Here is a 7,242-nt window from a genome sequence, read left to right as displayed (position 1 = left end):
GCCAGCGAAACCCTCGGCTCGGCCAGCGAAATGCTCATCAACTTCGCCGCCTCGCTGGAAACCTCACAGCGCAAAACCGCACTGGGCATCGCACAAGTCGTCATGCTGGGCGAACTGGCGGTGAATCAAGCCCTCGATCACGTCGAGCTGAAGGATGGCTGATTGATCATTCCCACGCTCTGCGTGGGAATGCAGCCTTTGACGCTTGCAGCCTTTGACGCTCTGCGTCAAATTCGGGCTCTGCGTCAAATTCGCGAGTTGGAACGCGGAGCGTCCCGAGAGGCATTCCCACGCAGAGCGTGGGAACGATCAAGAACAGGGACAGGATTTTACCCTCGGTCCGGAGGCACCATGGATCCACTGTTTTCCACAACCGTTCAAGATTTCGAAAGCGAAGAACAGGCCGCCAGCTAGGACCGTTGGCTCCGTGCCAAAGTCCGGAAGTCGCTCGAAGATCCCCGCCCCAGCATTCCGAATGAGCAGGTAATGGCACAGATGAAGGGCGGAACGACGAATCAGGCATGAGGTTCAAGAGGCGTTGCGCGAAGAAGACTCGAGGCCTGTGGGTAGATCAATCCCACCCGGATAGAGGGAGTCGCCGGTACACTGCAAGAGTTAGATGTTCGTTGATTCACTAGCCACACTCGAAGGGAATACCGAGGCGAAAATGATAGGGAAATTTTTTACAAACGGGCGAGTCAGTCTGTGGCTGGCGGCAGTTCTATCTGTGAATGGGGTGTTGTTGGCTTCAATCGTAATTGACGGTCATTCAAATCGAAACGATATGAAAATGATCAAAACTAAAGAACCGTTGCTTATCGAAGGTCCAAATGGCGACGATAATTTCTATGTCCTGCCTCTGGGCACTACGCTCTACCACGATAAAAGCTTTCCTGAAGGTCACGATCGTTATGTGGTGTATCTGAATCATAAAGGCGCGATTGCTCACGAAGAAGTGCCCATGAAGCCTGAGTATGGTGGTTCTTTTATTGATCCACTCTGGCTGGCAAATGTGGATGCGGATACTTTGAAAGAAGTTTTCATGCGTTTTCCGCTTTCCAAAAAAGATACCGCTGCCGCCATTAAGGCCAATGAATTAACCAAGGATGATCTGGCCGACATTATTCGTTCAATGCCAGATTGATCGACTATGAGCTGCCGAAGGCTGCGATCTTCTGATCTCCAATAGCAAAATCAAAAGATCGCAGCCTTTGGCAGCTCCTGCATAGGCCAAAAAAAACCGCGACCCCCCTCACCAGAGAATCGCGGCCCATCAACACCCAACCCCTACTGCTGCAAAACCGTCGCCTGGTTAGCCGACCCAAACTGCTGGATATTCGCGGTCTGCGTCACCCCACTCTGATCGACATTGGCAATGTTCCCCGTCCCGCCCTGGGTCACATACGCCACGTTCATGGTATCCGCCTGTTTAACCGTGATCATGTTGTCACTGCCATACAGCTGCGCGGTATACGCCTGGTTGCCAGTCCCGGATTGATCGAACTCAGCACTGTTGCCGGTGCCATTCGACGAACCCTGCACCAGGTTCCCTGTCCCGCGCTGATCCGATATCAAAATGTTGTCGCTACCATTCTGATCAAAATACAGCTCGTTATACGACTCAGCCTGACTGACCGTGGTCTTGTTACCCGTGCCAGTCTGATGCGTGGTCATGACTTGCCCGACGCCATCCTGAGTGAAGCTGGCGATGTTGCCATTCCCCGCCTGAGTCACAGTCGCACGCTGGCCGCTGCCGAACTGGCCACCGGATTGTGGGCCTTTCCAGTTGCTGGCGTAGACCTTGTTGTCGTTGCCCACGGAGGTGGCGTTGAGCACGTGGCTGTCGCCGTTCTGGTAGGTGAAGTGCACGTTGCCGTTACCGACCTGATACAGCGCCAGTGTCGAGTTGACCGATTCGAACTGGTCGGCGTAGATCGCGTTGCTGTTGCCGACCTGGGTGACAGCGGCGCTGTTGTTTTCGCCGAAGCTTTGGTCGACCACGGTTTCGTTGCTGTCGCCGTATTGGTTGACGGTGGCTTGGCTGGCCAGTTGCGCGTCCTGCCAGATTTCCGTGCCGTTGAGGTTGCCGAACTGGTTGATGGTGATGTTGCCGCCAGTGCCATTGCGCTGGTCGCCGTAGGCGTAGTTGCCTTCGCCGGCCTGGTTGATGCCGATCTGGCCGCCGTTGTGCAGCACTTGTTCGGCGGTGCCGTAGTTGGCGGTGCCGTACTGGGTGATCACTGAACTGTTGCCGGTGCCTTCATAGAGTTGCTCGATGTTGGCTTCGTTGCTGTCGCCGAACTGGAAGGTTTTGCCTTCGCTGCCGTTTTGCGAATCCTGATAGATGAACGAGAAGTTGCCAGTGCCTTGCTGCTGTTGCAGGGCGCTGTTCGGTGCGCCGAAGCCCAGCGACTGGCTGGCGTGGGCGGTGTTGAAGGCGCCGACTTGTTGCTGGGTGATGGTGGCGTTGTCTTCGTAAAGCTGTTCGGCGTAAGCGGCGTTGTAGTCGCCGACCGCGTCCTGGGTGATCACGCTGCTGGCGTGGTCTTGCACGGCGGCGGCGTCGTTGCCCTGGCCCAGTTGGGTCTGGGTGGCGGTGCTGAATGGAGCTTGGGTCTGTTTCACATCCGCGATGTTGGCGGTACCGACCTGGCTCTGGTTGGACAGGCTGTCGTCGGCCATGGCCTGGGCACTGATCATGACCAGGATGGCGGCGGTGAGGGGCGTCAGTTTGAACATGATGAACTCTCCGATGATTGCAGTGCTTAGCGATATTGCTTGACCGAAACGCTCATGCCGTTGCCCGACTGGGTCACGGCGCTTTGCAGCCCCGCGCCGGCCTGCTCGATGCTGGCGTCGTTGTTGTTGCCGTTTTGCGAAATCTGCGCGCGGTTGTGGCTGCCGTTCTGAGTGATCGAGGCGGCGTTGCCGGAACCGTTCTGGTTGATCAGCGCCATCAGGTCGCTGCCCTGTTGCAGGATGTACGCCTCCTGATTGCTGCCCGACTGCACGATCTGCCCGAGCAGCGACTGACCGTTCTGTTGCAGCAGGGCGACGTTGGCCTGGCCGAGCTGGTCGATCAGGGCTTGCTGACCCACGGGTGGGGGCAGTTCGCCGAGGTCGCTGCTGGTCGCAACCAGGTCGTCGTTTTCCATCAGGTCGTCGGCGCGCACGCCTGCACTGCTGCACAGCAGGAGCAGGCAAAGCAGGGCGGCGGTCGACGTGTTCATGGTGAAAATCCTGTGTGGCGTTATCCGGTTGCGAAGCACGCCCCAGCCACCCGCAAGTGGCTGGGGCGCAGGCCTAGAGCGTGGTCACCGAGACCGTGCGCACGGTGCCCTGGGACGAGCGGATCGTCGCGGTCGGGTTGGCCGATGGCACCACGAGCGTGTTGTTCAGCGTCAGCCGCCAGCGTCCGGTCAACGGCACCGTGGTGGTGCCAAGGGTGACCAGCCCGGAAGGGGTGGTGACCTGCACGGTGATGGTGTTGCCGGTGGTCACTGACGAGGTGCCGGTGAAGTCCCAGTTGAAGCGTCCGCCAGAGCGTGCCTGCACCGTTGAAGCGGTGACGGCGAACGTTTCCGCTGCTGGCCGTGGCGACACTTGCACCGTGACTGTGGCCGGCGTCGACAGGGCACCGAAGGCGTCCCGGGCGATGTAGGTGAAGGTCGTGGTGAACGCCGTGGTCACGGTGGCCGGTGGGGTGTAGGTGATCACCGTGCCGTTGCTGCTAACCGTGCCTCGGCCGGCGGCCGGTTGGGTCAGGCTGTTGACGGCCAGTGGCACGTTACCTTCCGGATCGGTGTCGTTAGCCAGCACGTTGATCGGGATTGCCACACCGAGCGTGGCGACAGCGTCCGCGACGGCGGTCGGTGCCTGGTTCGGTGCGACGGTGATGGTTACGGTGGCTGGATTGGCCGAGGCCAGGCCTTTGGCGTCCTGCGCTTTGTAGGTGAAGGTGGTGGTCAGTGGCGCGTTGACTACCGCTGGCGGCGTGTAGACCACCGATGTGGTGCCGTTGAGCGCGACGGTGCCTTGGCCGGCGGCCGGTTGAGTCAACGCGGTGATGCCCAGCGGATTGTCACCATCAGGATCGCTGTCGTTGGTCAATAGACTGAGGGTGATCGGCACGCCGAAGCTGGTGCTGCCGCTGTCGGCGTTGGTGATTGGCGCTTGGTTTTCACCTGTGTCTGGCGCGTTGCCGACCACGACGACTGCTTCGGTGTCTCCACCGCCAGCGGCAGATTTCACTGTCACGGTGGCCGGTGGCTGGGTCAGGTCGGCGACGGTGATGCGCTGCAGGGTGCCGGTTTTCGACAGACGCCCGTAGCCCTGGGCAACCATGTCGGGGATCGCCACTTCATCGCTTGAGGTGGCCTCGATCAGCAGGCTGTGGTTGGCCCAGTTGTAGCGCGCGGTCTGCACTTTCACCACGTCGGTGAGCTTGGCTGATACGGCCGTCGGACGCGTGGTGCCGGCGGGGTTGGTGGCGGTCACGACGACTACCGGAGGTACCGCGCCAGTGCCCAAGCGGTGGCCGAAGAACAGACCATTGTTGTCGCCCAACAGACTGGTCTGGCACGGCGTCTGCGGTGGGCCAGGCAGCAGCGCCACGGTTTCACGGAAGCACAGGGTCGAGCTGTTACTGGCCTTGGCAAACACTTCGGCGCGCACGCCAGCGGCGGTGCGGCGATAGGTGGCGCGGTCGATTTCAACCTGGGTTTGCTGACGGTTGTCGAGCACTTTGCCGGACAGGCTGAACACGTTCGACTGGATCGTTCCGGCAGGCCCGGTGATGCGCAGGAAGTTGGTGTTGAACGGGCTGCCGGTCACCGCTTCGTTGAGGTTCGGGTCGCCGACGAAAGTTTCCGTGGCGCCGGTGTCCGGGTTTACTTCGGTGTACGGGCCGTTGACGCTGCGCAAAAACGGTCCGATGGCGCCATTGACGGCACCGGTGAAATTGCCCGGTGCGCCGATGCCGATGTCGCGGGTGATGTTGATCGCGCGGCGCCCGGGTGCGGTGACATTGACCGTCTCGACGCCATACGGGTGCGTGATGGTGTAGGTGCCGGCAACGGGTACGTTTACCCGGATGCGAATCCGCGCAAAGCTTTGCTGATCACCGTCCGCCGGATTTTCCGAGGCGAATGCCGCTTCGATCCCGGCGACATAAGCGTCCACACCATAACCGGCAGCGTTGTCGGCAATCGTGGTTTCGGCCAGGAACCAGAAGGCTTCCGGCGGCCAGTTGTCTGGGAAAATCATCGGCTGGGCATCGTCGTAGATGCCTGGCTCGGCCAAGAGAATGCACATGTAGGCCGGCGGTGTGGTCGCGGCAACGCGCGAACTGGCGGCGCGCGACTGGCACAGTTCCATCGACAGCAGATTGTTGTCCTGATACCACATCGGGAATTTCCCGGTGGCGAAGGTGTAAGGGCCGGGGTCGACGGCGGCGAGTTGCGCATAGGCACTGCCGGTCAGCGAGAGAGCGAGCCCGAGCGCGTTGAGCGCAAAGCGTGGCCACTTGTTCATGATGCCTCCTGATGCGGATCTGGGCATGTGAGCGTTCATTGCACGATGACCACTTCTTCGGTATCGCTGCCGCCGTTGGACGACGTCACCCGAACCTTGGCCGGCGGTATCGGCGAGATCCCGGTGGCCAGGGTTTTCACCGCGCCGTCGCCACCGAGCGCGCCGATGGCGGCGCCGCTGCCGGAGGTGGCGGTGAGTACCGGCGGCGAGGTTTCGTCACTGGTCGAGGCGACCACGGTCAGTTGTCCGGAGCTCAGGCTGTATTGCGCGCTCTGGATCACCACCAGGTCGGTCAGGGTCATGGGCAGAGTGGTCGGCGTGCTGCTGGCGATGGCCAGGTGGTTGTCGGCGGTCACTTGCAAGGTGGTTGGCAAGGTCGGGTTGACCGAGGACTGCGCGTACCAGCTGCCGGTGCTGTTGGCTTCGGTCATGTTCAGCACCGGGGTGCTGCTGGTAACGGCGACGGTGCCTGGCGCTGGCGGCGCGAGGACGAACACATCCTGCTGGGCGACCGGCGCACTGGTTCCCGCAGTACGCGAGTAAGTGCTGCGCTGGGTGATCAATGGTGTAGGCCGGACCACCGTCGACAACTTGCCCGAAACGGCGAACACGTTCGTCCGCAGATCGAGGCCGTTAGGGCCTTCGATGCGTACGTAGTTAGTGTTGAACGGGCTGCCGGTGACTGCCTCGTTGAGGTTCGGGTCGCCGACGAATTGTTCGGCGGCACCGGTCAGCGGGTTGGTCTCGGTGTAGGGACCGTTGACGCTGCGCAGGAACGGTCCGATGTCACCCTTGAGCGCGCCGTCATAGGTTTTCGGCGTGCCGATACCAATGTCGCGAGTCATGTTGATCGCGCGCCGCCCGGGGGTGTCGATGTTGAACACGTCGACCCCATACGGGTGGGTGATGACATAGGTGCCGGCGGTCGGTACATCGACGCGAATACGGATACGGGCGAAGCTGACTTGATCGCCTTCAACCGGTTCCTCGGCAGCGAACGCGGCTTCGATGGCGCTGACGTAGCCCAGATCAATTCCCCGTGCGGCGTCGACGAGGGCCGTTTCGCCGGTGAACCAGAACGCTTCGTCGGGAAAGTTTGTCGGGAAGACAATCGGTTGCGCGTCATCGAACACGCCGGGGGTCGGCAGCAGCGAGCACATGTAAGACGGCGCGCCGGGGGCGCTGGGTACTCGGGAGCTGAGCGCTTTGGACAGGCACAGATCCAGGGTGCGACCGTGTGAGTCCTGATACCAACTGGCGAAACCGCCGTTGGACGGCGTGTACGGACCCGGATCAACAGCAAACAAAGCGGCCTGGGCGATGCCCTGGGCCAATGCGCTCACGACCAGGACAGTCGCGGTTTTGGACAGTAAAGGGTGCATGAGTTAATCCCTCTATCAAAGTACCTGCCCCTTGGGGATGGGTCAGTTGCACAGGGCCTGTACACCTTCCATGCCAAGGTGTAGTGGATGGGCGGGAGAGGGCCGGGGTAGAGGGCTTGACGCGCAGAAGGGTCAGGTTTTTGGCCAGCGGGAAAAGGGCGTCATTCCCCAGAATCGGGGACGGTGGGGATGCTCTTAGTGGCCCGTCGTACTCAGAACCCCTGTAGGAGCTGCCGCAGGCTGCGATCTTTTGATCTTGATTCACAAAAGCAGGATCAAAAGATCGAGATCGGAAGAGCACACGTCTGAACTCCAGTCACCTTGTAAT

6 protein-coding genes and 1 pseudogene are annotated in these 7,242 nt (G+C 60.8%); 3 read left to right on the top strand and 4 right to left on the bottom strand.

Annotation, left to right across the window (positions count from 1 at the left end; all coding sequences use genetic code 11):
• The 3 genes and pseudogenes from PMI23_RS30360 to PMI23_RS23470 all read left to right on the top strand — a co-directional run.
• A partial coding sequence (locus tag PMI23_RS30360) for a DUF6124 family protein (RefSeq protein WP_007950158.1) occupies positions 1-162 on the top strand: 162 nt, incomplete at its 5' end.
• Between the two features lie 264 nt (positions 163-426).
• Positions 427-525, top strand: a pseudogene (locus PMI23_RS30355) (antitoxin PaaA2 family protein); the annotation flags it as partial.
• 94 nt (positions 526-619) lie between these two features.
• Positions 620-1,144, top strand: a complete 525-nt coding sequence (locus PMI23_RS23470; RefSeq protein ID WP_238539559.1) for a hypothetical protein — start codon at positions 620-622, stop codon at positions 1,142-1,144.
• 143 nt (positions 1,145-1,287) lie between these two features.
• Here PMI23_RS23470 and PMI23_RS23465 read toward each other — a convergent pair whose 3' ends face one another.
• The 4 genes from PMI23_RS23465 to PMI23_RS23450 all read right to left on the bottom strand — a co-directional run bounded on the left by PMI23_RS23465 (position 1,288) and on the right by PMI23_RS23450 (position 6,914).
• On the bottom strand, positions 1,288-2,739 hold the full coding sequence (locus PMI23_RS23465; RefSeq protein WP_007919408.1) for a curlin: 1,452 nt from the start codon (positions 2,737-2,739) through the stop codon (positions 1,288-1,290).
• Positions 2,740-2,765: 26 nt separating this feature from the next.
• On the bottom strand, positions 2,766-3,230 hold the full coding sequence (locus PMI23_RS23460) for a curlin (protein ID WP_007919411.1): 465 nt from the start codon (positions 3,228-3,230) through the stop codon (positions 2,766-2,768).
• Positions 3,231-3,303: 73 nt separating this feature from the next.
• Positions 3,304-5,532: an Ig-like domain-containing protein gene (locus tag PMI23_RS23455; protein ID WP_007919413.1), complete on the bottom strand. Its 2,229-nt coding sequence runs from the start codon at positions 5,530-5,532 to the stop codon at positions 3,304-3,306.
• 35 nt (positions 5,533-5,567) lie between these two features.
• A complete protein-coding gene (locus tag PMI23_RS23450; RefSeq protein ID WP_007919414.1) occupies positions 5,568-6,914 on the bottom strand; it encodes a hypothetical protein in 1,347 nt (448 codons plus the stop codon).
• Positions 6,915-7,242 lie beyond the last annotated feature (328 nt).

It is taken from the genome of Pseudomonas sp. GM24 (assembly GCF_000282235.1).
In the GTDB taxonomy this organism is placed as follows: domain Bacteria; phylum Pseudomonadota; class Gammaproteobacteria; order Pseudomonadales; family Pseudomonadaceae; genus Aquipseudomonas.
Note: the sequence above shows the minus strand (reverse complement) of the source record. Positions and strands in the feature narration are given on the sequence as shown.